The 22513-nt window shown below is 71.1% G+C and carries 15 protein-coding genes; 4 read left to right on the forward strand and 11 right to left on the reverse strand.

The features are described from left to right. The first annotated feature begins 139 nt into the window (after nucleotides 1-139). Complete coding sequence (locus ACR3IO_RS01905) at nucleotides 140-1192, forward strand: LacI family DNA-binding transcriptional regulator (protein ID WP_434069466.1); 1053 nt, start codon at nucleotides 140-142, stop codon at nucleotides 1190-1192. A 60-nt stretch (nucleotides 1193-1252) separates the two neighbouring features. Here ACR3IO_RS01905 and ACR3IO_RS01910 read toward each other — a convergent pair whose 3' ends face one another. From ACR3IO_RS01910 to ACR3IO_RS01950, 9 genes are all read right to left on the reverse strand, one after another. After that, entirely contained in the window at nucleotides 1253-3382 is a 2130-nt protein-coding gene (locus ACR3IO_RS01910; RefSeq protein WP_434069467.1) for an acyl-CoA dehydrogenase family protein, read from the reverse strand. A 242-nt stretch (nucleotides 3383-3624) separates the two neighbouring features. Further along, nucleotides 3625-4026: a DUF7144 family membrane protein gene (locus ACR3IO_RS01915; protein WP_434069468.1), complete on the reverse strand. Its 402-nt coding sequence runs from the start codon at nucleotides 4024-4026 to the stop codon at nucleotides 3625-3627. A 142-nt stretch (nucleotides 4027-4168) separates the two neighbouring features. After that, entirely contained in the window at nucleotides 4169-5002 is an 834-nt protein-coding gene (locus tag ACR3IO_RS01920) for an ABC transporter permease (RefSeq protein ID WP_434069469.1), read from the reverse strand. Next, nucleotides 4999-6018 carry an ATP-binding cassette domain-containing protein gene (locus tag ACR3IO_RS01925; RefSeq protein ID WP_434069470.1) on the reverse strand — a complete coding sequence of 340 codons (1020 nt, stop codon included), beginning with the start codon at nucleotides 6016-6018 and terminating at the stop codon, nucleotides 4999-5001. The genes ACR3IO_RS01920 and ACR3IO_RS01925 overlap by 4 nt, the downstream gene beginning before the upstream one ends. Nucleotides 6019-6379: 361 nt before the next feature. Continuing rightward, on the reverse strand, nucleotides 6380-8410 hold the full coding sequence (gene recQ / locus ACR3IO_RS01930) for a DNA helicase RecQ (RefSeq protein WP_434069471.1): 2031 nt from the start codon (nucleotides 8408-8410) through the stop codon (nucleotides 6380-6382). A gap of 45 nt (nucleotides 8411-8455) precedes the next feature. Then, nucleotides 8456-9091 carry a copper resistance CopC family protein gene (locus tag ACR3IO_RS01935; protein WP_434069472.1) on the reverse strand — a complete coding sequence of 212 codons (636 nt, stop codon included), beginning with the start codon at nucleotides 9089-9091 and terminating at the stop codon, nucleotides 8456-8458. Beyond that, on the reverse strand, nucleotides 9091-9783 hold the full coding sequence (locus ACR3IO_RS01940) for a YcnI family copper-binding membrane protein (protein ID WP_434069473.1): 693 nt from the start codon (nucleotides 9781-9783) through the stop codon (nucleotides 9091-9093). Before ACR3IO_RS01940 ends, ACR3IO_RS01935 begins: the two co-directional genes overlap by 1 nt. A 122-nt stretch (nucleotides 9784-9905) precedes the next feature. Beyond that, nucleotides 9906-10514, reverse strand: coding sequence for a hypothetical protein (locus tag ACR3IO_RS01945; protein WP_434069474.1), 609 nt, complete (start codon nucleotides 10512-10514; stop codon nucleotides 9906-9908). 70 nt (nucleotides 10515-10584) lie between these two features. Continuing rightward, nucleotides 10585-15093, reverse strand: coding sequence for an ExeM/NucH family extracellular endonuclease (locus tag ACR3IO_RS01950; RefSeq protein WP_434069475.1), 4509 nt, complete (start codon nucleotides 15091-15093; stop codon nucleotides 10585-10587). Nucleotides 15094-15465: 372 nt separating this feature from the next. Here ACR3IO_RS01950 and ACR3IO_RS01955 point away from each other — a divergent pair, with 372 nt between their 5' ends. Further along, on the forward strand, nucleotides 15466-16389 hold the full coding sequence (locus ACR3IO_RS01955; protein WP_434069476.1) for an EamA family transporter: 924 nt from the start codon (nucleotides 15466-15468) through the stop codon (nucleotides 16387-16389). Nucleotides 16390-16426: 37 nt separating this feature from the next. On the opposite strand, the gene ACR3IO_RS01960 is transcribed toward ACR3IO_RS01955, so the two are convergent. Together ACR3IO_RS01960 and ACR3IO_RS01965 are read right to left on the reverse strand one after the other, a co-directional pair. Next, nucleotides 16427-18916, reverse strand: coding sequence for a DEAD/DEAH box helicase (locus ACR3IO_RS01960; RefSeq protein WP_434069828.1), 2490 nt, complete (start codon nucleotides 18914-18916; stop codon nucleotides 16427-16429). Between the two features lie 300 nt (nucleotides 18917-19216). Beyond that, on the reverse strand, nucleotides 19217-19825 hold the full coding sequence (locus ACR3IO_RS01965) for a TetR/AcrR family transcriptional regulator (protein WP_434069477.1): 609 nt from the start codon (nucleotides 19823-19825) through the stop codon (nucleotides 19217-19219). 109 nt (nucleotides 19826-19934) lie between these two features. Here ACR3IO_RS01965 and ACR3IO_RS01970 point away from each other — a divergent pair, with 109 nt between their 5' ends. Together ACR3IO_RS01970 and ACR3IO_RS01975 are read left to right on the forward strand one after the other, a co-directional pair. Beyond that, on the forward strand, nucleotides 19935-20270 hold the full coding sequence (locus ACR3IO_RS01970) for a hypothetical protein (RefSeq protein ID WP_434069478.1): 336 nt from the start codon (nucleotides 19935-19937) through the stop codon (nucleotides 20268-20270). A gap of 142 nt (nucleotides 20271-20412) precedes the next feature. Next, a complete protein-coding gene (locus ACR3IO_RS01975) occupies nucleotides 20413-22500 on the forward strand; it encodes a hypothetical protein (protein ID WP_434069479.1) in 2088 nt (695 codons plus the stop codon). Nucleotides 22501-22513: the final 13 nt, after the last annotated feature.

The raw sequence follows: 22513 nt of genomic DNA on the forward strand, positions 1-22513 counted from the left end.
GTCTGGATGTTTTCGACAACATGTTCTCGAATCAAGGATGTTGCCGATAACATCGTCTTGTCAAGCACCAATTCGCTCTCGTGACGAAGTCGTCACCGAGCGGGGTCGAGGTGCCATTCGATTCGGAGAGGATCGGTGGATGAGCGAGCGCACGGAATCACCCGAGCGGATGGACGGACCGACGATGCCGGCCAAGCCGGCGACGATCTACGACGTCGCGCAGGCCGCGGGCGTCTCCCACCAGACCGTCAGCCGGTTCCTCAAGGGCTTCCAGGGCATCCGGCCCGAGACGCGCGAGCGGGTCGTGCAGGCCCTCGACGAACTCGGGTACCGGCCCAACCTCACTGCCCGCAGCCTGAAGTCCGGCCGATCGCATCGCATCGGCGCGCTCACCCACGAGATCTCCCACGTGGGCCCCAGTCGCATCGTCGAGGGCGCGAGCGCCGCGGCGCGCGAGGCGGGCTACGTGCTCGACATCGTGTCGCTCGACGCGCGCAATCCGCGCGCCATCGAGGAGTCGCTCGGGATCATCACCCAGCACGACCTCGCCGGTGTGCTCGCGCTCGCATCGACCGACGAGATGACCGCGGCCTTCGAGACGGCGGAGTTCCGCGTGCCCGCCTACGTCGCCGTCGAGGCCGACGACGCCGTCGACGACCCGCGGTCGCGGCTGTCGCGCATCGGCCTCCCGGCGCTCGTCGATCACCTCGCCGGCCTCGGGCACCGCCGATTCGTGCACATCGCCGGACCCGCCAACTGGTCGGCGTCCCGCAACAGGTTGCGGGCGTACGAGGCCACGGTGACGGAGCACGGACTGCAGTCCGTCGCGGTGCTCCACGGCGACTGGTCGGCTCGTTCGGGATACCACGCCATCGCCGACCTCGCCGAGCTGCCGGATGCCACGGCGTTCATCGCCGCGAACGACCAGATGGCGCTCGGCGCGATGCTCGCCCTGAAGGAGCGCGGACGCCGCACTCCCGACGACGTCAGCGTCGTCGGCATCGACGACATCCCCGAGGCCGAGTTCTTCGACCCGCCGCTCACGACGCTGCGGAACGACTTCGAGTCGCAGGGCCGCGCGGCCGTCGCCGAACTGCTCTCCCGCATCGAGCGCACCGAGCCGCGCAGGCTGGTGACGCCGCTGCCGCAGCTCATCGTCCGTCGATCGTCGGGCCCCGCTCCGACGCGCTGACCGACGCGGGAAGGCCGGGCTCCGAACGGAACCCGGCCTTCGGTCGCGTGCGCGCCCTCGCTACCGCTTCTTGCTCTTCTCGACGGTCGGGAGCGTGCCGTCGGCGCGCTTCGCCGCGTAGTAGGCGCGGGCCTCGTCCTGGCGCTCCTGCTCGGCGCCCGACGCGATCTTCGCGCGAAGGTGCTCTGGGCCGTAGCCGAAGGCGTCGACGAGGTCCTGCGCGTGCGGGCGCAGGCGCTCGATGAGGCGGTCGATGTACGCCGTCACCGACTGCGCGCGCTTCGGCGAGAGGCGGCCGTTCATCAGGTACCAGGCCGCGTGCTGCTCGATGAGGCCGAGGCCGAAGAGGTCGCGCACCCACGTGAGCACCTGCTTCGTGTCGGGATCGGCGACCTTCGCGAGCCCGCGCGTGAACGCCTCCCACTGCAGCAGCTCGGCGTGGGCGCGCGCCGCCTCGATGAGCTCGTTCTGGTTGCGGTTGAAGAGGGCGGCACCTTCGGCCTTGGAGAGCTTGCGGGCCTCGCGCAGACGGCCGGCGATCTCGGCGACCATCGTCTCGACGCGGTCGGTGAGCATCGAGCGTTGCGTGTCGGGGTCGCGCAGCTCCGAGACCGAACGGGCGGTCGAGCCGAGGTCGGCGATGTTCTGTCCGAGGCGGCGGAGCCCGGTGCCGTGGTAGGCGCGCTCCGCCGTCTGCGTGACGACGTAGCGGGCCATGGCCCCGACATCCGCCCCGGCGAACTGCTTCGAGTAGTCGGTGAGGAGGCGCTTGGCGACCAACTGCAGCAGCACGTTGTTGTCGCCCTCGAACGTGACGTAGACGTCGAGGTCCTGGCGGAGGCCGACGAGTCGGTTCTCCGCGAGGAAGCCGGAGCCGCCGCAAGCCTCGCGCGCCTCCTGCAGGGTCTCGAGCGCGTGCCACGTCGACAGCGGCTTCAGCGACGCCGCGATGGTCTCGAGGTCCTGGCGGTCGTCGTCGGTGTCGGCCTTGCCGGAGAACACGGCGTCGAACTTCACCAGGAACTCGTCGTGCGCGAAGATCTGCGCGTAGGTCGTCGCGAGCTTCGGCAGGAGCCGGCGCTGGTGACGCTGGTAGTCGAGCAGCACTTCTTCGTCGGTCTCGCTGGCCGCATTGAACTGGCGACGCTGGTTGCCGTAGGTCACCGCGATCGCGAGTGCCGCAGCGGATGCCGCGGTCGCGGCGCCGTCGAGCGAGACCCGGCCCTGCACGAGCGTGCCGAGCATCGTGAAGAATCGGCGCCCGGGGCTCGAGATGGGGCTCGAGTAGGTGCCGTCCTCGGCGACCGACCCGTAGCGGTTCAGGAGGTTCTCGCGCGGGACGCGCACGTTCGTGAAGTGCAGGCGACCGTTGTCGATGCCGTTGAGGCCGCCCTTCAGACCGTCGTCCTCGCCGCCGATGCCCTTGAGGAACCCGCCCTTGGCGTTGCGCAGCGGCACGTAGAACGCGTGCACGCCGTGGTTGACGCCCTTGGTGACGAGCTGGGCGAAGACGACCGCGGCCGTGCCGTGCACGGCGGCGTTGCCGAGGTAGTCCTTCCACGCGCCGCGGAACGGCGTGTCGATCACGAACTGCCGCTTCTTCTCGTCGTACGTCGCGGTCGTGCCGATCGCCGCGACATCCGACCCGTGGCCGGTCTCGGTCATCGCGAACGCGCCGGGGACCTTCAGCGACATGATGTCGGGCAGGAAGGTCTCGTGGTGGAACTCGGTGCCGAGGTGCAGCACGGCGGCGCCGAAGAGCCCCCACTGCACGCCCGACTTGATCTGCAGGCTCGGGTCGGCGAGCACGAGCTCCTCGAACGCGGCGATGTTGCCGCCGTGATCGTCGTGGCCCCCGACGGACTTCGGGAACGCCCGGTGAACGGCCCCGTGCTCGACGAGGATCTTCAGCTGGCCGAGCACGCGCTCGCGGTGCTCCTCCTTGGACTGCCCCTCGATGCGCTGCAGGGCGGGGTCGGCCACGCGCACGCGCGCCTCGGCGCGGATGTCGGCCCAGGTGCCGAGCAACTGCCGGCCGAGCGACTCGACGTCGATCCGCGGACCTTCGGGCGTGCTCGCGGGCGGCGCGGGGATCGGCGCCGCGACCGCGTCGCGCGCGGGCTTGGCGGGGACGGTCGCGGGGGCCGTCTCGTCGGCCGTCTTCGTGGTGCGGGATGCCGTGTCAACCATCGTCGGTCTCGTCCTTCGTGTGCAGGGATCAGCTCATTCCAACGTACGTCGGCCCCTCGAACGCGGGAAGCGCTGCATCCGGCGCCTACAAAGGCGCGGCGCCACGGCTCCGGCCGCGCTGTGATGAAGCTACAAAACGGATGCCGGGGCGTTGTGATTTCGCAACATCAGGGCGCGGTCGCGAGCGAGCCGCGCGTCGGGGCAGGAGTGCCTCGCCACGTCGACCCGGACGACAGCCCCGGTCAGGCGCGGAAGAACCGGCTCGCCCGGCGGCTCCACAGCAGCAGCACCACGATGAGCGCGATCAGGATGCTGAGCCACTCGCCGATCGGGTCGCCCCAGCTCGCCACGATGACGAACAGCGACGAGATGATCGAGAGCACCTGCACGACCGTGACGATGAGGCGGGCCGCCGCGTTGCCCGAGAGCAGGCCGACTGCGACGACCACGGTGATGATGCCGAGGATGATCGAGAGGATCGCCGACGTGTAGACGGCACCCGCACCCGCCCACTCGGGGGCGACCGCGATGGCGCTCGCCTGGAGGAACATGATGGTGCCGACGACGATGTCGATCGCGCCCGAGAGCCACGCGATGACGGCGACGACGGTGACGCCGGCCGGACGAGCGGTGTGTTCTGCCATGACGACCTCCGAGCTCCCGACGAGAGCGGCGATCGGCCCCCGCACGTCGATCGTAGCGAGGGCCGCGTTCGCGACGACGGATGCCGCGGAGGATTCGTCCGCGGCATCCGCCCTCGCCCGACCCGGTGGGCCGGAACTGCGCCTACGCGCTCCGCTGGTACACGCGGAACGCGCGCGTGGCGAGCCAGCCGAGCACGAGCGCGAACGCCGCGAGGAAACCGAGGTGCATCCAGACGTCGGCCCAGTCGGGGTTCGCCGAGAGGAGCGCCTCGCGTCCGGCGACGACCGCCCATTCGAACGGGTTGAAGCGCGCGACATCCGCCACCCATCCGGCCGACAGCGACGTGTCCATGAGCGCCGAGCTCAGGAACATGAGCGGAATGGTGATGAGCTGGGAGAGCCCGATCAGGATGTTCTGGTCGCGGGCGAGCAGCGCGGCCGCGTTCGAGAGCGCCGAGAACGACGCGGTGAGCAGCATCGCCGCCGCGAGCAGCACGAGCACGCCGACGAGGCCGCCGTCGAAGCGCGCGCCGAGCAGCCAGGCGACGCCCAGCACGATGAGCGTCTGCACGAACGTGAGCACCGACTGGTAGACGAGCGACGAGACCATGAGCGCGCCCCGGTTCGTCGGCGACGTGAGGAGGCGGTCCATGACGCCCCGGTTCATGTCCTCGATGAACGAGGTGCCGGCCCAGGCGCTGCCGAACAGCGCCATCATCACGACGATGCCCGGTGTGAGGAACTCGAGGTAGTCTTCGCCGCCCGAGAATCCCGGGATCTCGACGACGGACTCGAAGAGCTGCCCGAACAGCAGCAGCCAGATGAGCGGCTGCACGAGGTTCATGACGACGAACGCCGGCACGCGCATCGCGGCGCGGAGCTGGCGCAGGGTCAGCACGAGGGTGTGCCGGAGGAAGGTCGGCGCACCGGATGACGGACGGACCGAAGCCCGGGGCGGGGCGGTGATGGTGCTCATGCGGCACGCTCCTCCGAGGACGTGGCGCGCGCGAGGTGCGCCGAGGCGAACGAGTGCCCGGTGTGGGCGAGGTAGACGTCGTCGAGGCTGGGCCTCGCGACCGTGGCCGAGACGACGCGCAGTCGTTCGGCGTCGAGGAGGGCGAGGGCCACGGGGAGGGCCTGTCCGCCCGCGTCGGTGCGCGCGCGAACGGTGCGGCCCTCGAGGACCGTCTCGCGGAAGGTCCCCGCCCGCTCGATGGTCGCGAGCGCGAGCCCGAGGTCGGCGGTGTCGTGGAGCTCGATCACGACCGCGTCGCCGCGGAGGCCGGCCTTCAGCTCGTCGGGCGTGCCCTCGGTGACGACCCGGCCGTCGGCGACGATCGCGAGGCGGTTCGCGAGGCGGTCGGCCTCCTCCAGGTAGTGGGTGGTGAGCAGCACCGTGGTGCGCTCGGCCGCGGCCATGCGCTCGATCTCGGCCCACATCTCGGTGCGCGCCTCGGGATCGAGGCCCGTCGTCGGCTCGTCGAGGAACAGCACCTGCGGGCGGTGCATGAGGCCGATCGCCACGTCGAGCTTGCGTGCCATGCCGCCCGAGTAGGTCTTGACCTGCCGGGTCGCCGCCGACGCGAGGCCGAACCGGTCGAGGAGCTCGCCGGCCCTGGATCGGGCGTCGCGCGTGGTCATGCCGTGCAGCTGCCCGGCCAGCACGAGATTCTCGACGCCGGTGTCCATCGGGTCGGAGACCTGCTTCTGCGCGACGAACCCGATGGATCGGCGCACCTCGGCGGGGCTTCGACGCACGTCGAAGCCGGCGACGAAGGCGTCACCCGAGTCTGCGGCGCTCAGCGTCGCCAGGATCTTGACGGTGGTGGACTTGCCGGCGCCGTTCGGGCCGAGCAGGCCGAAGACGGTTCCCTCCTCGACCTGGAAGCCCAGCCCGTCGAGGGCGGTGAGCGGCGACTTGCGGCGGCCTTGCGGATAGGACTTGACGAGGCCCCTGGCCTCGATGGCCAGCCCCGGTGTTGCGGTGGGCACGGTGAATGCTCCGATCTCGAGCGGATGTCGGTGGTCGGAGTCGGTTCAGCGATGGGCCGGTAGTCTGGCGGCGCGCGTCGGTCTCACGGTTCGGCTTCGGCTGAACGACTCGATTGCGTGTGGCGGCTCGGGTGTTGCAGCACCCGGGTCGCCGTCTTCGTCGGTCACGGCGCGGCCGTGTTGTTCATCTCGATCAGTACTGTATCAGATCAATTACCATATGTGAAGGAATCGTGGCGCTTCAGCGCGTGCTGCGACGCCCCACGTCAGCTGACGTGGGGCGTCAGCGGCGCAGCGCCGTGCGTCGCACGCCGCCGCGCGACGCGCGACGCGCGACGGCTGCGAGGTGCGGCCCCTTCGCCTATCGGGCGACGAACGCGTCGACGACGGCGACGATCGCCTCGCCGTAGGCCTCGCGCTTCTTGGCGCCGATGCCCGAGATGCCGTCGAGCGAGGCGACCGACTGCGGGCGCTCGGTGGCGACCGCGCGAAGCGTCGCATCGCCGAACACGATGTACGCCGGAACGCCCTGCTCACGAGCCTCGGCACTGCGCCAGGCGCGCAGCGCCTCGAACAGCTCGGCGTCGGCGGGGCCGAGGTCGGCCGTCGCCGAGGCGGCCTTGGCCGATCGACGGGTGGCGGCACGTTCGGGCTCGGCCCGGAGCATGACCTTGCGCCGGCCCGCGAGGACGTCGGCGGCGGAGTCGGTCACGGAGATGGTGCCGTACTCGCCGTGCGTGGCGAGCAGGCCCTGTGCGAGCAGCTGCCGGGCGACGCCGCGCCACTGCTGCTCGGAGACATCGGCGCCGATGCCCCAGGTCGCGAGCGTGTCGTGGCCGTACTGCGTGACCCTGGGGGTCTGCTTGCCGCGCAGGATGTCGATGAGGTGCCCGGCGCCGAACCGCTGGCGACGCTCGCGTTCGAGTCGGACGATCGTCGACATGAGCTTCTGCGCGGGCACCGTGCCGTCGAGCGCGGTCGGCGGCTCGAGGCAGGTGTCGCAGTTGCCGCAGGGCTCGCTCGGCTGGCCGAAGTAGCCGAGCAGGTTCTGGCGACGGCACTCGACCGTCTCGCAGAGCGCGAGCATCGCGTCGAGGTGGGACGCCAGGCGGCGCCGGTGCGCGAGGTCGCCGGGGCTCTCGTCGATCATGCGGCGCTGCTGCACCACGTCTTGGAGCCCGTAGGCCAGCCAGGCGGTGGCCGGCAGGCCATCGCGGCCGGCGCGGCCGGTCTCCTGGTAGTAGCCCTCGACCGACTTGGGCAGGTCGACGTGCGCCACGAACCGCACGTCGGGCTTGTCGATGCCCATGCCGAACGCGATGGTCGCGACCACGACGACGCCGTCTTCGCGGAGGAACCGCTCCTGCGTGCGGCGGCGCACCCCGGCATCGAGGCCCGCGTGGTAGGGCAGCGCGTTGACGCCGTTCTGCGAGAGGAACGCCGCGAGCTTCTCGGTGCTCGCCCGCGACAGCGCGTAGACGATGCCGGCCACGGGGGTGCCGTCGGCGTCGACGCCCTCGGTGCGCACGAAGTCGAGGAGCTGCTTGCGCACCTCGACCTTCGGGGCGATGCGGTACTGGATGTTGGGCCGGTCGAAGCTCGAGACGAAGTGGCGCGCACCGTCGAGCGAGAGCCGGCTCGTGATCTCGCGGTGCGTGGCCTCGGTCGCGGTCGCCGTGAGGGCGATGCGCGGCACGTCGGGCCACAGCTCGGCGAGCTCGGAGAGGGCGAGGTAGTCGGGCCGGAAGTCGTGCCCCCACTGCGCCACGCAGTGGGCCTCGTCGATCGCGAACAGCGCGATGCGGCCCTTGGCGAGGAAGCGCTTGGACGCGTCGGAGTTCAGGCGCTCGGGCGCGATGTAGAGCAGGTCGAGCTCGCCCGCGAGGTAGGCGCGCTCGACCTCGGCGCGCTCGAAGGCCTGCTGGCTCGAGTTGAGGTAGGCCGCCCGCACGCCGTTGCGGACGAGGGCGTCGACCTGGTCGTGCATGAGGGCGATGAGCGGGGAGACCACGACGCCGGTGCCCTCGCGGAGCAGCGACGGGATCTGGTAGCAGAGGCTCTTGCCGCCACCGGTGGGCATGAGCACGACCGCGTCGCCGCCACCGGCGACCTGCGCGATGATCTCGGCCTGCTCGCCACGGAAGCTGTCGTACCCGAAGACGGTGTGCAGCGCTTCGGCCGCCGAGGCGAACCTGACCGGGGCCGCCCCGATCGGGCCCGCCGTGGAACCGCCGGGGCCTGCGCTCCGCGCGGACGGCGCGGCCGGTGCCGCGGGCGGCTGCCACGCGTCATCGACCGGCGGCGCCCACGCATCGTCGGGCGGCGGGGCGAACTCGTCGGGATCCCAGGGGACGTCGTCGTAGGCGTCGAAGGGTTCGGGGTTCCGGCTCACCCGTCGAGTGTAACGAGCGCACCCGACAGGCGAGCCGGATCATCCTCAGGGCCGGCGCCGCACGACCAACCACGTGACGGCACCGGCGATGACGGCGACGAGCACGCCGCCGCCGAGCCACAGCAGGTCGGTCGGAACGGAGGCCGCGGCATCCGCATCGGAACCGTCGGCGTCGTCGGAGCCGCCGTCGGTGCTCGGAACCGCGCTCGCCGACACGTCGCCGCCGCAGGCGGGCGCATCCGTGCCGGTGCCGAGCACCACGCCGTCGGCGGGCTGCCAGTCGAAGGTCCACTCCCCCGAGATCGGGTGGCCGTCGGTCGAGACGACCTGCCAGATCACGGTGTACGTGCCGGCCTCGCCGAGATCGACGTCGGCCGCCGCCGAGGCGCCGTCGATCACGGCGCATCCGTCGCCGTAGTAGAGGCCGTCGGGTCCCTGCACGAGCATCGCGGCGCCCGTGCCGAGGTCGAGCAGCTCGTCGTTCGTCGTGAGCGAGACCTGCCCCGGTTGCTCGGTCACGACCGACCCCTCGGCGGGCGTCGTCGACACGACGGAGTTGTGCGCCGACGCCGACACGGCCGGCACCGTCACGAGCAGGGCGGATGCCGCGACCAGCGCCGCGGCCCCCACGAGGCCGCGGACCCGATGCCCGATGCGGCGCACCTGCCGCTCGGGGCGCATCACGCGTCCTTGCGGGGACGACGCGCGGTGATCGCGAGCACGATGCCCACGACGCCGACCGCGAGGCCGCCGATGCCGAGGACGCGTGCGACGGTGTCGCTCGAGTCGGCCGCGGCATCCGATGCCTCGTGCTCGTCGCTCTCCGCGGCATCGGCCGAGGCGCCGTGACCGTGGCCCTCGCCCTCGCCCTCGGCGGCCTCGGTCACGGTGATCGACGGCGCCGGGTGCTCGGGCTCGGCCTCGCCCTCGACCATCGGCTCGTTCCACGCGGTCTCACCGGTCTCGCACGTCTGGAGCACCGGGAACTCGAACGTCGTGCCCGCGGCATCCTCGGGCAGGGCGACCTGGAGCTCGATGGTGTCGCGGTAGCCGTCCTCGACGGGGGTGATGGCCGTGTAGACGATCTGGCTGGTGCGCTCGCCGTCGGCGACCTTCTCGATCGTCCAGTTCGAGTTGAGGGTCGGCTTGACCGACTCGATCTCGTCGGGGATGTCGAACGTGAGCTTCGTGGTCGGCGAGGCCTCGCAGCCGTGGCTGAATCCGAAGGTCAGCACGCTGTAGCTGCCGGCGGCGGTGTCGCTCGGAGTGACCGTGATGTGGGCACTCGCGGCGAGCGGTGCGGCCAGTGCGAGCAGGGCGCCGCCGACGAGGGCGGACGTGGCGATGGCGGCGGTACGGGCGGGACAGGTCATGACAGGTTTCCTCTTCGTGGGGTGCGCCGACGACCGACCGGTCGGCGTGCGCGATGCAGGTGATTCGGAGCCGTCTGCCCGGCAGGTCGCGGAGCGTGCTGCGGGGCGGCGTCGCGAGGACGTCAGACGACGGCGAGCACCTGCGGCGGCCCCCGGTGCCGCATCACGGAGAGGTGGAGCAGGCCGGCGAGCGCCCTGGGCGCTGCGAAGCCCGACGTGGCCCGCACCGGCGCCGACGGCGCGACCTCGAGCACGGGCGCCGAGCGGATGACCGAGGCCACGGCCAGCAGGGCCGCGCCGAGCGCCGAGCGCAGCGCGGCATCGCCGTGGCGGATCGCGAGCACCGTGACGACGACCGCAGCGAGGTGGGTGATGAGCATCGACGCGTCGTAGGCGAAGGGCGACGCGGATGCCGCGCCGAGCGGCAGTTCGACGGTCATGTGGTGGTGGCCGCCGGCGTGGGCCGGCGACGCGACCGCGGCGCTGCCCTGCACCGAGTACAGCGCATGCAACGCGAACTGGGCGACCGCGACCGCGATCACCGTGCGCACGGCGGAGAGTCGCGCGCCCACGACCGCGATGCAGAGCAGCACCGAGAACGCGAACGAGAGCCCGACGGCCAGCGCGCCGGGAGCGGCGCCGCCGCCGAGCGTGTGCGAGAGGGCGGCGACGAACGTCGCGAAGGCGGCGATCACGCCGCCGCGCGCGACGCGGGCCCACCTCGAGGTCATGCGCACCAGCCTAGACGAGGCCGGGCGCGCCGAAGGGCGGCGGGCGCGAGGCCCACCGCCCTTCGTCGTCTCACCAGGCCAGGACGGGAATCTGGAACATGCGCGAGTTCGTGTAGGGCGCGGTGCCCGTGAACTCGGCGCGCAGCTGGTGCACGCCTCGCGACAGCTTCGGAACCGTGATGGCCACGCGTCCGTTCTTCGTCTCCGCGGTCAGCTCGACCGAGGCGACGAGCTTCGACCCGTCGTACACCGAGACGGTGCCGAGGGGCTTCGAGCCGTCGAGGGCGAACACCTGCGCGTTGTAGGTGATGGAGGTACCGGCACGCACGAGCAGCTTGCTCGGTGCGCCGATGGTGACCGTCGCGACCGGAGCCGGCGGCTCCGTCACGGCGATCGTGATCGGCACGTCGACGGTGGTGCCGGTCGAGGCGACCGAAATGGTCAGCGCGGTCGCGCCTTCCACTCCCTCGGGGATCGTCACCGCGAGGGTGGCGCGGCCGCCCTCGTCGGTGGCGGGCACCGACGTGCGGTCGACGGGCGCGGTGCCGAGCACCGTGTCGCCGATCGAGACCGTGACCTCGCCCGCGGCGACCTCGTTGGTGCTGAAGTCGAGCGAGCTGAGCGCGAGCTGCAGCGTCTCGCCGGGCACGTAGGCCACGCCATCGGCGGGAGCCGGCAACACGAGGCCCACCGAGCGCTGCGCGGTGTCGGGCGTCGCCGTCTTGTTCGCGGTGAACCAGTCGACCATCGCCTGCAGGTCGACCTTGCCGGTGTCGGCGCGACCGGTTCCCTTGCCGAGGGTGAAGAAGTTGTCACCGCCGGCCGCCAGGAACGAGTTCGCCACGACGCGGTAGTTCGCCGCCGGGTCGAGCTCGACGCCGTCGAGCGAGACGTGGGTCACGCGCGACCCCGCCGCAGCCGTCGGGTCGTAGACGACCTTCAGTCCGGCGTTGACGCCGAGCTTCAGGAACGGACGCGAGGCGCCCGCGGGCTGCCACTGCTCCTCGAGCACCTGCTTGACCTGGGCGCCCGTGAGCGTCTGGGTGAAGAGGGTGTTCGCGAACGGCTGCACGTTGGCCGCCTCGCGGTAGGTGACGTTGCCGTCGGGGTCGGCGGCGCCGCTGCTCTTGAACTTCAGGTCGGTGCGCATGCCGCCCGGGTTCATGAACGCGATGTCGGCCGTGCCGTCCTGCTGGGCGGCCCAGAGCTGCACATCCGCGACGAAGTTGCCGATGGTCGACTCGGCGCCGCGCGCCTCGACGATCACGGGGTTGCCGTTCGCATCCGTGCCGGGCATCTGGCCGCGGTTGAAGTCGGCCGTGATGTCGCCGACCTTGACGGCGCCGAGCACGTCGGCCTTCGCCTTGGCCTCGGCGACGATCGCCGCGACCTCGGGGTCGGCCGGGTAGAGCGCCTTGGCCGGCACCGGCGGGTTCGTCGTCGCGACCGTCATGAGCGGCTTCAGCTCATTCGTGATCGAGACGAGTTCCTTCGTCTTGCCGTCGACCTCGAGCTTCATGAGGCCGAACTGCTCGCCGTACTGGCCGGCCGACACGACCGGGCGGCCGTCGACGACGTGGTTGTACGGGAGGTGCGTGTGCGCCGAGACGATCGCGTCGACCTCGGGGTCGACGCCGGCGACGATCTTGCCGAACACCGAGCCGTCGGTGACGCTCGAGAGCGCGCTCGTCGTCGCCCCCTCGTGCACCAGCAGGATGAGCACGTCGGCCTCGCCGTTGGCGGCCTCGCCGTCGGTGAGGTTCGCGGCCTGCGCGTTCACCGATTCGACGATGGGCCGCACGTCGAGCTCGGCGATGCCGGCGGGACTCACCAGCGACGTCAGCTCCTCGGTGACGGCGCCGATGAAGCCGACCGTGACACCCTCGAAGGTCTGCGTGTAGTACGGCGCGAGCGCCGTCTCGTCAGAGTCCTTCAGGAACACGTTCGAGCTGATGTACTCGAAGTCCGCCTCATCCTGCACGCGGTCGCGGAGGTCCTCCCATCCCTGGTCGAACTCGTGGTTGCCCGCGGCGCTCACGTCGAGTCCGGCCGCGTTGAGCGCGGCGATCGTCGGCGAGTCCTTCTGGATGAACGACGTGAACGTCGAGGCGCCGATCAGGTCGCCCGCCGCGGCGAAGACCGTGTTCGGGTTCTCGGCGCGAACGGCGTCGGCGGCACCCGCGAGCACCGCGGCGCCGGCGGCCGGAGCCGCCTGCTCGATGCGCCCGTGGAAGTCGTTGATCGTCATCACGCTGATGTCGACGACGTCCGTGAGCTTCGAGCTGTCGAGGCCGATGACCTGAGGGTCGTGGTCGCTCGAGCGGAAGACCGACCCGTCGTCGGGCGAACCGTTCTCGTACTGGCGGTCGCTCCACTCGGGCGAGTTGATCGCCCAGCGGCCGATGCCCGTGACGCCCTGCACGGCCGCGGCGTTGCCGAGCGCGTGGTCGAGCGAGCCGAGCTCGCCGTCGAACGTGTACGTGTACTGGTCGTCGGTCAGGTCGGGCAGCAGGTCGGTGTATCCGGCACCCGTGAGCACCTGGATCGGGTCCTCCTCGGCGTACGAGTTGAAGTCGCCGAGCAGGAACACCTCACCGGCCTGGTCGGCCATCGTGTCGGCCAGCGTCAGGAGCGAGGTCGCCTGCGCGACGCGGTCGGCGTTGAAGAAGCCCTGGCCGTCGGCCGGCTGGGTTCCGGAACCGCTCTTCGACTTGAAGTGGTTCGCGATGACCGAGAAGTCGTTGCCGTTCGGCAGCGTGAAGGCCTGCGCGATGGGCTCCCGGGCGTTGCCCCAGACGCTCTCGTCGATCACGGTCTGCGCGTCGCCCTTCGGGGTGACGGCGTCGGTGCGGTAGATGATCGCGCTCTGGATGAAGTCGGTCGTCGCGGCCGTGAGGCTCGCCGGCGTCGGGATGTAGGCCCACACGTCGGAGCCCTCGGCCGCGTTCAGCTCCGCCACGAGCGAGGCGGTGGCCTCGTCGCGCGCTTCGCCGAGCTTGAACGAGTTCTCGATCTCCTGAAGTGCGACGACCTCGGCGTCGAGCGCCGTGATCGCGGCGACGATCTTCTTCTGCTGCAGCGCGAACTCCTCGGCCGTGGCGGCGCCGCGGGCGTTGGCATTCTCGCTCAAGAGCGTCGTGAAGTAGTTCAGCACGTTGAACACGCCGACCTGGATGTCGCCGCCGACGGCGGGAGCCGCCTCGGGGCGCGGGTTCAGCGTCTCGAACGTGGGCCTGACCTCGGCCGGGCTCGTGCTGTCGATCGGCGCGGTCGGCTGCAGCCGCCAGGCGTCGAAGCCGTAGCTCAGCACGTACGGCGCCGAGGGAAGGATCACGCGGTCGCCGTTGCGGACGATCTGGTCCTTGGTGAGGTACGGCTGGTCGGCCGGGTGGCCGGCGGAGGTGACGGTGCTGTTCCAGCCGTCGTCGAGCACGAGCAGCCGGCCCCGGTTGGCGGCCGCGACGGCGTTCGACTCGGCGCCGGCGTCGAGCGTCTCGGTGCCCTTCACGGGCAGGGTGTCGCCTGCGGCAATCCAGAGCGAACCGTAGTTGTAGACCTCGTGCGTGCTCGAGAGCAGGTACGTGCCGGTGGGGGCGACGAGCATGCTCTCGAGGGCCTCGCGCGCCGTGCCGACGAGGGTGTCGGGCAGCGGCTGCGCCTCGGGCAGGCCGGCGCCGGCAGTGACGACCTCGACGCCCGCGGCATCCGCGGTGATCTCGGTGAGGCCGAAGTACTCGCTGACCGCGCCGGTGACCTTCACGAGGTCGCCGACGGCTCCGACGGCGGGCATGCCGAAGACGAAGACGCCGTCGGAGACGCCGGGCGTCGTGTCGGGACCGGCGGTCTGGATGGTCACGCCGTTGTAGCCGCCGGAGCGGTAGTCGGCCGTGATGACGCCCTCGACCGTGACCTTCTGGCCGACGAGCGGGCTGGCGTCGCCCGCGCCCTGCACCTCGGCGATGGTCGCCGTCTCGGGGTCGGGCTCGGGGTCGGGATCGATGACCACGCCGGAGTTCTGTGGGGTCGGCGTGGAGCTGAAGGTGAAGTCCGCGGAGTTGACGTCGGTGTCGGCGCCGCCCGTGCGGGAGATGCTGCCGGGGGTCGTGTTGCCGCCCGGATACGCGGCGACCGAGCCCTCGAAGCTGTTGGAGCTGCCGTAACCTACGAAGTCGACGACGTTCGGCGCGTCGACGATGGAGCCGGTGCCGGGGGTGACGGCCGTCGCGACATCCGCCAGGAAGAGCGCACCCGTCGTGCCGCTCGGAGCGAGGGACGTCGACAGGTCCGGCGACGGCAATGCGGCACCGTTCGCCGCGTTGCTGTTCATCGCGATGAGGAAGTAGCCCTTTGCGGGGATCGACTTGCTCAGTTCGGCGACACCATTCGCGGCGCCGGTACCAGTCGCCGATCGGTACTGCAGCGACCAGCCCGCGAGCGAGACGGCCGAGTTCGTCGGGTTGTAGAGCTCGACGAACTTGTTCAGGTACGGCTGGCCGGCACTGCCACCCCGCGCGTACACCTCGTTGATCACCACGCCCGAGCCGTCGGTCGCGGCGAACGCGGGTGGCGCTCCCAGCATTCCGACGATCAATGCCCCGGCGGCCGTGGCCGCTATGGCGGAAAGGCGTTGGACGGTACGACCACCCTGCATGACGCTCCCCTGTGTCATTCGCTGTGACGTCCGCGCTCGGGTTGCGCGAGGCGAACTCCCCCCGGATCGGGGGCCACTTTGCGCGTCAGCCTATGATTCGACTGGGCTCCTGCCAAGGGATTCCCGCGAATCATCCGGCTGATTTCACATCCTGTTCACGGATGCCGCGCACGCGAGCATGATCGCGTTTCCGGCGTGCTCAGATGAGCGAATTCACGGCGGGGGCTGGTGTTCGGCGGCCGATCGTGATGCGGGGCCCGCGACGGCGGCCGCGGCATCCGCTCGGTACGATGAGGCCTCGTGCTGACCGCCGTCCTCTCGCTCTCCGGCGCACTCGTGTTCGGAGCCGCCGACTTCCTCGGCGGGCTCGCCGCCAAGCGGGTGAGCGCGCTGCTCGCGACCGCGGTCGCCGCCGTCTCGGGGTTCGTGCTGCTGTTCGCGCTGCTGCCGCTGCTCGGCGGCGAGTGGAACGCGCACGACGTGCTGTGGGGCGCGATCTCGGGAGCGATCGGATGCGTCGGCATCGGGCTGCTCTACGCGTGCCTCGCCATCGGGCCGATGAGCATCCTCTCGCCGACGACCGCCGTGGTCTCCGCGATCGTGCCCGTGCTCTACGGACTCGTGTTCGCGGGCGAGCGGTTCGACGCGATCGGATACTGGGGGCTCGCGCTCGCGCTCGTCGCGGTGCTGCTCGTCGGCTTCGTGCCCGAACGCGGCGCCGTGCGCCCGTCGCTCCGCGGCATCCTCATGGCCGTCGGCTCGGGTGCCGCCATCGGCGGGTTCTACATCGCCGTCGACCAGACCTCCGACGAGAGCGGCATCGTGCCCCTCATCCTGAATCGCGGCGTCAACGCGGTCATCATGTTCGCGGCGGTCGGCGCAGTCGCGATCGTCGCGGCCCAGCGGGCGCGCGTCCGGGCGCGCGCGAACGTCCTCGCGACGGGCGGCCCCGACGAACCGCGGATGCCGCGGGCCGATCGCTCGGCGCTCGCCACCGGCATCCGGCTGGCCGTGGCCTGCGGCGTGGTCGACGCGGTCGCGAACGCGCTGCTGCTGTTCGGCATCCGCGCCGGCGACCTCTCGATCGCCGCCGTGCTCGGCGCCATGTACCCGGCCGGCACGATCCTGCTCGCCGCGATCGTGCTGCGCGAGCGCATCGCGCCCGTGCAGTGGGTCGGCCTGGTGCTCGCGCTCGGCGCGGCGGCGATGCTCGCGGTGGCCTGAGCGGCGGCGGGGCAGAGCCGCTCGCCGGCGTCCTGCGCTACAGCCGCACGACCTCGGTCACGTGCACGACCGCCGTTCCCTCTTCGGCGGATGCCTCGAGGTCGACCTCGGCCCGGATGCGCCAGTCGTGGTCGCCGGCCGGGTCGTCGAGGATCTGCTCGACGCGCCAGAGCCCCGACGCGGCATCCGACTCGTCGATGACGACGAGCTGCGGCGAGCGCGCCGCGGCGCCCGTGCCGAGGTCGTCGTGCTCGGCGTAGTAGCGGTCGAGCGCGTCGGGCCAGCCGGCGTCGGGGTCGAGCTCGGCGAGCTCATCGTCGCGCTCGAGGGCGGCCAGCTGCACGCGCCGGAACAGCTCGTTGCGCACGAGCACCGTGAACGCCCGACGGTTCGTCACGACCGAGGGCGGCGCGGGCGGCACGACTGCCGCCTCGTCTTCAGGCAGGTGGGCGCTGGGATCGACCATCTCGTTCCACTCGTCGACGAGGCTCGAGTCGACCTGGCGCACGAGCTCGCCGAGCCACTCGATGAGGTCGAGCAGGTCCTCGGTCTTCGCGTCGTTCGGCACGGTCTGGCGCATCGCTCGGAACGCGTCGGACAGGTAGCGCAGCACGAGGCCCTCGCTGCGGGCGAGCTGGTAGAACGAGACGAACTCGCCGAAGGACATGCTGCGCTCGAACATGTCGCGCACGACCGACTTGGGAGACAGCTCGAAGTCGCGGACCCACGGCTGGCTCGACGCGAAGGTCTCGAACGCCTGGGCGAGCAGCTCGTCGAGCGGCTTCGGCCAGGTGACCTCCTCGAGCAGTTCCATGCGCTGGTCGTACTCGATGCCCTCCTGCTTCATCGCCGCGACGGCCTCGCCGCGCGCCTTGAACTGCTGCTGCGAGAGGATCGGGCGCGGGTCGTCGAGCGTCGACTCGATGATGCTCACGACGTCGAGCGCGTAGTGCCCCGTGCCGATGCCCGTTCCGGCCTCGGCCTCGGGATCGAGCAGGTCGATCGCGGCGAGCGCGAACGGCGAGAGCGGCTGGTTGAGGGCGAAGTTCGGCTGCAGGTCGACGGTGAGCGCGACGCGCACGCCGAGGCCGCCGGCGCGGGGATCGGCGGTGAGCTCCACGACGCCGGCGTCGGCGAGCGTTCGGAGGATCTCGAGGGCGCGTCGCGCGAGCTCGAAGCGGCGCTTGCGGGGCTCGTGGTTGTCGAAGGCGAGCGAGCGGATGCCGCCCACGACGTCGCCCCCTCGGCCGATGACGTTGATGAGCATCGCCGCGGTGAGCTTCAGCTGCGGCGCGAGCGGCTCGGGCTCGGCGATGACGAGCCGGTCGTACGAGGCCTCGCCCCATGTGACCTGCCCGGCGGGCGCCTTCTTGCGCACGATGCGCTTGAGCTTCTTCGCGTCATCGCCCGCCTTGCGCACGGCGACCTCGTTCTCGATCTCGTGTTCGGGGGCGAGCACCACGACCGTGCCGGCTGTGTCGTAGCCGGCGCGACCGGCGCGACCGGCGATCTGGTGGAACTCGCGCGCGCTCAGCTGCCGCATCTTCTGCCCGTCGAACTTCGTGAGCGCGGTGATCAGCACCGAGCGGATCGGCACGTTGATGCCGACGCCGAGGGTGTCGGTGCCGCAGATCACCCGGAGCAGGCCGCGTTGGGCGAGCGTCTCGACGAGGCGACGGTAGCGCGGCAGCATGCCGGCGTGGTGCACGCCGATGCCCGCGCGCACGAGCCGCGAGAGCGTCTTGCCGAACGCGGTCGTGAACCGGAACCCGCCGATCGCCTCGGCGATCTCGTCGCGCTGCTCGCGCGTGACGACCCTGATCGAGGACAGCGCCTGCGCCCGTTCCATGGCCGCGGCCTGCGAGAAGTGCACGATGTAGACGGGGGCCTGCCGCGTGTCAAGCAGTTCCTCGACGGTCTCCTGCACGGGCGTCTTCGCGTACGAGTAGTGCAGCGGAACAGGGCGCTCCACGCCGGTGACCCGGGCCGTCGGCCGGCCGGTGCGGCGCTCGAGGTCTTCGGCGATCGCGGTGACGTCGCCGAGCGTCGCGGACATGAGCACGAACTGCGCGCGCGGCAGGAGGAGCAGGGGCACCTGCCACGCCCACCCGCGGTCGGGGTCGCCGTAGTAGTGGAACTCGTCCATGACGACCTGGTCGACCTCGGCATCGGCGCCGTGCCGGAGCGCGAGGTTCGCGAGGATCTCGGCCGTACAGCAGATGATGGGCGCGTCGGGGTTCACCGAGCTGTCGCCCGTGACCATGCCGACGTTCGACGCCCCGAAGATGTCGGCGAGCTGGAAGAACTTCTCGCTCACGAGCGCCTTGATCGGCGCCGTGTAGTAGGAGCGGCCCCCGGCGGCGACGGATGCCGCGTGCGCGGCGACCGCGACGAGCGACTTGCCCGTTCCGGTCGGCGTCGAGAGGATCACGTTGGCGCCCGACACGATCTCGATGACCGCCTCGTCCTGCGCGGGGTAGAGGGAGAGCCCGCGGTCTTCGGCCCAGTCGACGAACGCGTCGTACATGGCATCGGCATCGTACGGTCGCGGAGCGCGCTCGAGCAGGGGCTGGGTCACCCGTACGAGTCTGCCCTACGCGGCGGTCGGCGCCGCCGCCGATGCCGATTCGCTCCGGGCGAGAAAAGGGGGAGCCGGCCTGCGGGGTGATTTCGGGTCACGCCGCCGGCCGGCTCACGATCGCCGTCGCGGTGACAGTTCCCCCCTGCGGTCCGCGCCGTGCGATCGGATGCAACGCTACGGCGAGCGCGGATGCCGCACCTCAGGGTCAGCCCTGAGATCGGGCGGTCGGGCGACCGGATCGGGTGCTCAGTCGGCGGATGCCGCGGGCCCGCACACGTCGTTGGCGAGCACCTCGACCGTGCGGACGAGCACGCGGCGTCGCGCGGCGATGCGCGCCGCCCCCTCGTCGGGACTCGCGACGATGAGCCGGTCGAGGTGCGAGAGCACCGGCCACGCGTTGACGAGCGAGACCACCGTGAGGAACAGCTCGGCGGCGGCCTCGTGGTCGACGCCCGGCAGCATGGCGCGGAACCGTTCGACCTTGGTGTGGTGGTACTCGGCGCGCGCCTCGTCGGCCGCGGCGAGCTCGGCCCGCTCCAGGCCCTCCCAGAACACGAGCCGTGGGATGACGCCGTCGACGAGGTGGTGGTCGAAGAGACGACCGGCGTAGTCGCCGGCCGCGGCGGGCCCCCGCCCCTCCATGGTGACGGCGTCCATCGAGTCGCGCAGGCGCGAGGCGAGGACGGCGGCGAAGAGGTCGTCCTTCTTGCCGAAGTACTGGTAGATGCGCTCCTTGTTGACGCCGGCCGCGGTGGCGATGCGGTCGACCCGGCCGCCGGCGAGTCCGTGCTCGGTGAACTCGTCCGTCGCCGCGTCGAGCAGCAACCGCTTCGTGCGCTCGGTGTCCCAGGCCATGCCCCGAGTGTAGCAATTCCAACCGGATGGTTGTGAAATACGAGCTGAGGTGCTTCAATAGCAACCATTCAGTTGGAAACAACCATTCGGTTGGAAACTAGGAGTCGCCATGACCAGCACGCAGAACCCCGACGTCGTCGCCCCGACCGCGGCGACGGCCACCACGCCCGCCGCATCCGTCAGGCCCGCCGCACCCGTCGCGCCCGCGGCATCCGTCGCACCACCGTCGATCCACGTGCGCGCCCTGCTCACCTGGCTCGCGATCTTCCCGCTCGTCACGATCGGCCTCACCCTGATCGCGCCCTTCGCCGAGGCCTGGCCCCCCGTGGTCCGCGCGCTCGTGCTCACGCTCGTGGTCGTGCCGACCGCCGTCTACCTCGTCATGCCGTTCCTGCTCAAGGTGCGCGGCGGGCTCCACGGCCGGCGCGCGGCTCGGCGGGGCTGACCGCCGGGGCATCCGTTCGGCGCCTCATGCTCAGTGCAGGCCCGGAATTGCGCGGATTCCCCTTGTCGGCGCGGATCGCGCGGCGCTAGCGTTCGGAGCATCCTGCACCTGCTCGTCCCCGCGAACCCACTGGAGGGCCGCCATGCGGATCTCACCGCAGTCAGAACCCGGCGTCGCCGAGACCCACGCCGAAGGGTCGTACGACGTCGCACTCGTGCTCGTTCACGGCATGGGCGACGCGTATCGCAGCCAGATCCTGCTCGAGTGGGCCGAGCCGATCCTCTCGCGCATGGACTGGATGGTCCGCGACCGCATCTACGGCGACGGCGAACGACCGGGGGTGCAGCTCGACCAGTCCGACCTCGCCGGCGACGAACCGGTCATCACGGCGACCGTCCGCTTCGCGAAACGACGCGCGGTCGACGCATCCGGCGCCCCGATCGGCGAGGTCGAGACGGTCGAGCGCAAGATCGCGATCCTCGAGGCCCGCTGGTCGGAGGCGTTCGTGCCGCTCGGCCGCGCGCAGATCTTCCGGTGGGCCGCGCCCTTCATGTGGCGCGCCTTCCTGCGCATGCTCCGCCTGTTCTGGGCGACGATGTTCCTCGTTCCCTGGTACACGCTCGTCGAGCACACCCGCACGAAGCGCGAGTACCTCGTGTTCCCGCACCCCGTGACGTTCGTGCTCGACCTCGTGCGCGTCGTGCTCGGGTTCGTCATCTACGTGCCGATCGCCGTCTTCATCCTCCTGCTGGCCGTGGTGCTGACGCCGATCCTGCCGCTCATTAGCCCGCTGCTGCTCATCCCGTGGTTCAAGGACCTCGCCGCCGGCATCATCGACTCGCTCGCCGAGTCCATCGGCGACGTCACCGCCTGGAAGGAGACGCCGGTCCGCGCGAGCGCGATGCGCCTGATCGTGCGCGATGCCGTCTCCCGGGCGAAGTCCCTCGTCGGCGACGGCGACGTGCAGGTGTTCGCCCACTCGCAGGGTGCGGCGGTCTCGACGTTCGCCCTCTTCGAGGAGATGGAGCCGAACGACTACAACGTCCGGCAGCTCACCACGGTCGGCGCGGCCGTGACCCTGCTCGGCCGCGACCAGTGGCGCGGGCGCACCGACCCGTACACCCCGGTGCAGAACTGGATCGCCAAGCGCGCGGCCCACCCCGATCACGCCGTCGCGTGGTCGAACCACTGGGCGATCTGGGATCCCTTCTCGGCGGGCCCGATCGCCGACGACCCGCGCAGCGCGCGCGCACGCTGGCGCGCCTCGTACTTCCCGCGCCTGGCGACAGACGCCTGCGGGCCCGAGGAGCACGCGGTGCACAACACCAGCCAGCCCTTCCTCGACCACTCGATGTACTTCCAGAACACGCTGCAGGTCGTCGAGCCGACGATCCGCAACCTGCTCGGCCCCGACCTGCCCGCTCCGCCGCCCGAGGTCGCCTACCTCGAGAACCGCCTCAACGTGATCAACAAGAAGTCGCTCGGCGTGAACATGATCGCCGCGGTCGCCATCGCCGCCCTGCTGCCCGGCATCGCCGCGGCCTCGGCGTTCTTCGCGACGGTGGTCACGACGATCACCGGATGGTTCGCCTGGATCGGCGACCTGTTCAACGGTGCGGATGCCGCGCCCGACGTCGCGGCATCCGTCGGGTTCCTGCACACCGTCGACGCCGCCGGCGATCCGACCCTCACCGGATGGGGCTGGCTCATCGCCTCGGCACTCATCGCGGCACTGCTCATCTGGCTGAACCAGACGCTCGCCGGGTACACCGAGCGCACCCTGATCTGGGATCGGTGCCCGCTGCCGGTCGGCGCGTGGCTGGCGGTCTCGAGCATCCCGCGATTCCTCTACGTGGCCGGCGCGGCCGTCGTCGTCTGGGCGGCCTTCGTGCAGGTCGTGCCGCTCGACGCCGCAGGTCTCGTCTGGGCGGGGGTCGTCGTGCTCGCGGCCGCCGTGTTCCTCTTCTTCGAGCCCAGGTTCGCGCCGGTCCCGGTCGTGGTCGACGCGCGCACCGACGCCGCCGACGTGCAGGGCGTCCGGGCGAAGGCGCTGACGCCGCTGACCCTGCACTCGACCCGGCGGAGCAAAGCGTACGAGCGGCACCTCGCCGCCCGTCGCGGCACACTCGATCCGAAGGGCCCGTGGGCCAAGTCGTGGGCGTACCTCTTCCACGACTGGCGGCCGGCGAACCCGGCGGCGGCCGGTGTCGGCGCCGCCACGAACGCATGAGCTGACGGAGGCG

Origin of the sequence: Agromyces sp. Marseille-Q5079, assembly GCF_051016555.1 — a bacterium.
Lineage (GTDB): Bacteria > Actinomycetota > Actinomycetes > Actinomycetales > Microbacteriaceae > Agromyces.

Bases quoted from the DNA above. Each gene is read 5' to 3' on its own strand.
- ACR3IO_RS01905 (WP_434069466.1), top strand. From the start codon at position 140: ATGAGCGAGCGCACGGAATCACCCGAGCGGATGGACGGACCGACGATG.
- ACR3IO_RS01910 (WP_434069467.1), bottom strand. From the start codon at position 3,382: ATGGTTGACACGGCATCCCGCACCACGAAGACGGCCGACGAGACGGCC.
- ACR3IO_RS01915 (WP_434069468.1), bottom strand. From the start codon at position 4,026: ATGGCAGAACACACCGCTCGTCCGGCCGGCGTCACCGTCGTCGCCGTC.
- ACR3IO_RS01920 (WP_434069469.1), bottom strand. From the start codon at position 5,002: ATGAGCACCATCACCGCCCCGCCCCGGGCTTCGGTCCGTCCGTCATCC.
- ACR3IO_RS01935 (WP_434069472.1), bottom strand. From the start codon at position 9,091: ATGCGCCCCGAGCGGCAGGTGCGCCGCATCGGGCATCGGGTCCGCGGC.
- ACR3IO_RS01940 (WP_434069473.1), bottom strand. From the start codon at position 9,783: ATGACCTGTCCCGCCCGTACCGCCGCCATCGCCACGTCCGCCCTCGTC.
- ACR3IO_RS01945 (WP_434069474.1), bottom strand. From the start codon at position 10,514: ATGACCTCGAGGTGGGCCCGCGTCGCGCGCGGCGGCGTGATCGCCGCC.
- ACR3IO_RS01950 (WP_434069475.1), bottom strand. From the start codon at position 15,093: ATGCTGGGAGCGCCACCCGCGTTCGCCGCGACCGACGGCTCGGGCGTG.
- ACR3IO_RS01960 (WP_434069828.1), bottom strand. From the start codon at position 18,916: ATGTACGACGCGTTCGTCGACTGGGCCGAAGACCGCGGGCTCTCCCTC.
- ACR3IO_RS01965 (WP_434069477.1), bottom strand. From the start codon at position 19,825: ATGGCCTGGGACACCGAGCGCACGAAGCGGTTGCTGCTCGACGCGGCG.
- ACR3IO_RS01970 (WP_434069478.1), top strand. From the start codon at position 19,935: ATGACCAGCACGCAGAACCCCGACGTCGTCGCCCCGACCGCGGCGACG.
- ACR3IO_RS01975 (WP_434069479.1), top strand. From the start codon at position 20,413: ATGCGGATCTCACCGCAGTCAGAACCCGGCGTCGCCGAGACCCACGCC.